A 1865-nucleotide genomic window follows, 5' to 3' on the forward strand; every position below is an offset into this window, starting at 1 on the left:
GCCTGAAGCCCGTTCTGGACGCCCTGGGGCCGTTGAATCGGGATATGCAGGCCAAGGCCGCCGCGATCATCAAGGCCGTGGGCGAAAAGCTGCTGACGGAACAGCGGGAAGTCCAGCGCCAGAAACAGGCCCAGCGCCAGCAGGAACGCGGGCGCGCACATTTCCCCGAAAAGTGCCACCTGCGGCGTTGTGACAATTTACCGAACAACTCCGCGGCCGGGAAGCCGATCTCGGCTTGAACGAATTGTTAGGTGGCGGTACTTGGGTCGATATCAAAGTGCATCACTTCTTCCCGTATGCCCAACTTTGTATAGAGAGCCACTGCGGGATCGTCACCGTAATCTGCTTGCACGTAGATCACATAAGCACCAAGCGCGTTGGCCTCATGCTTGAGGAGATTGATGAGCGCGGTGGCAATGCCCTGCCTCCGGTGCTCTCCGGAGACTGCGAGATCATAGATATAGATCTCACTACGCGGCTGCTCAAACTTGGGCAGAACGTAAGCCGCGAGAGCGCCAACAACCGCTTCTTGGTCGAAGGCAGCAAGCGCGATGAATGTCTTACTACGGAGCAAGTTCCCGAGGTAATCGGAGTCCGGCTGATGTTGGGAGTAGGTGGCTACGTCTCCGAACTCACGACCGAAAAGATCAAGAGCAGCCCGCATGGATTTGACTTGGTCAGGGCCGAGCCTACATGTGCGAATGATGCCCATACTTGAGCCACCTAACTTTGTTTTAGGGCGACTGCCCTGCTGCGTAACATCGTTGCTGCTGCGTAACATCGTTGCTGCTCCATAACATCAAACATCGACCCACGGCGTAACGCGCTTGCTGCTTGGATGCCCGAGGCATAGACTGTACAAAAAAACAGTCATAACAAGCCATGAAAACCGCCACTGCGCCGTTACCACCGCTGCGTTCGGTCAAGGTTCTGGACCAGTTGCGTGAGCGCATACGCTACTTGCATTACAGTTTACGAACCGAACAGGCTTATGTCAACTGGGTTCGTGCCTTCATCCGTTTCCACGGTGTGCGTCCATGGGCAAATATTATACGCAAGGCGACAAGGTGCTGATGCCGCTGGCGATTCAGGTTCATCATGCCGTTTGTCATTATTTGTACAGTTCATCCATACCATGCGTGATGCCCGCTGCGGTTACGAACTCCAGCAGAACCATATGATCGCGTTTCTCGTTCGGATCTTTAGACAGAACGCTTTGCGTGCTCAGATAGTGATTGTCTGGCAGCAGAACAGGACCATCACCGATTGGAGTGTTTTGCTGGTAGTGATCAGCCAGCTGCACGCTGCCATCCTCCACGTTGTGGCGAATTTTAAAATTCGCTTTAATGCCATTTTTTTGTTTATCGGCGGTGATGTAAACATTGTGGCTGTTAAAATTGTATTCCAGCTTATGGCCCAGGATATTGCCGTCTTCTTTAAAGTCAATGCCTTTCAGCTCAATGCGGTTTACCAGGGTATCGCCTTCAAATTTCACTTCCGCACGCGTTTTGTACGTGCCGTCATCCTTAAAGGAAATCGTGCGTTCCTGCACATAGCCTTCCGGCATGGCGGACTTGAAGAAGTCATGCTGCTTCATATGGTCCGGATAACGAGCAAAGCACTGAACACCATAAGTCAGCGTCGTTACCAGAGTCGGCCAAGGTACCGGCAGTTTACCAGTAGTACAGATGAACTTCAGCGTCAGTTTACCATTAGTTGCGTCACCTTCACCCTCGCCACGCACGGAAAACTTATGACCGTTGACATCACCATCCAGTTCCACCAGAATAGGGACGACACCAGTGAACAGCTATATCGGAATAGCACACTTCTGAACACCAGTCACTCGTCTGAATCGCGTTTTC

3 protein-coding genes and 2 pseudogenes are annotated in these 1865 nt (G+C 52.4%); 3 read left to right on the forward strand and 2 right to left on the reverse strand.

Translation table 11 applies throughout. From position 1 onward, the window contains the following. A partial coding sequence (locus LC060_RS20865) for a hypothetical protein (RefSeq protein WP_226638629.1) occupies window positions 1-239 on the forward strand: 239 nt, incomplete at its 5' end. A gap of 8 nt (window positions 240-247) precedes the next feature. Here the strand turns inward: LC060_RS20865 and aac(3)-Ia are convergent. Continuing rightward, on the reverse strand, window positions 248-712 hold the full coding sequence (gene aac(3)-Ia / locus LC060_RS20870; protein WP_022542381.1) for an aminoglycoside N-acetyltransferase AAC(3)-Ia: 465 nt from the start codon (window positions 710-712) through the stop codon (window positions 248-250). A 170-nt stretch (window positions 713-882) separates the two neighbouring features. On the opposite strand from aac(3)-Ia, the pseudogene LC060_RS20875 reads away from it, so the two are divergent. Both LC060_RS20875 and LC060_RS20880 read left to right on the forward strand, forming a co-directional pair. Further along, window positions 883-1035, forward strand: a pseudogene (locus LC060_RS20875) (phage integrase N-terminal SAM-like domain-containing protein); the annotation flags it as partial. Continuing rightward, window positions 1035-1109 (forward strand): annotated as a pseudogene (locus LC060_RS20880) (CatA-like O-acetyltransferase); the annotation flags it as partial. The pseudogenes LC060_RS20875 and LC060_RS20880, both read left to right, overlap by 1 nt. A gap of 2 nt (window positions 1110-1111) precedes the next feature. Here the strand turns inward: LC060_RS20880 and LC060_RS20885 are convergent. Next, window positions 1112-1783: a hypothetical protein gene (locus LC060_RS20885; protein ID WP_226638630.1), complete on the reverse strand. Its 672-nt coding sequence runs from the start codon at window positions 1781-1783 to the stop codon at window positions 1112-1114. Between the last annotated feature and the right edge of the window lie 82 nt (window positions 1784-1865).

The organism is Novosphingobium profundi, assembly GCF_020524485.1.
Classification (GTDB): domain Bacteria; phylum Pseudomonadota; class Alphaproteobacteria; order Sphingomonadales; family Sphingomonadaceae; genus Novosphingobium; species Novosphingobium profundi_A.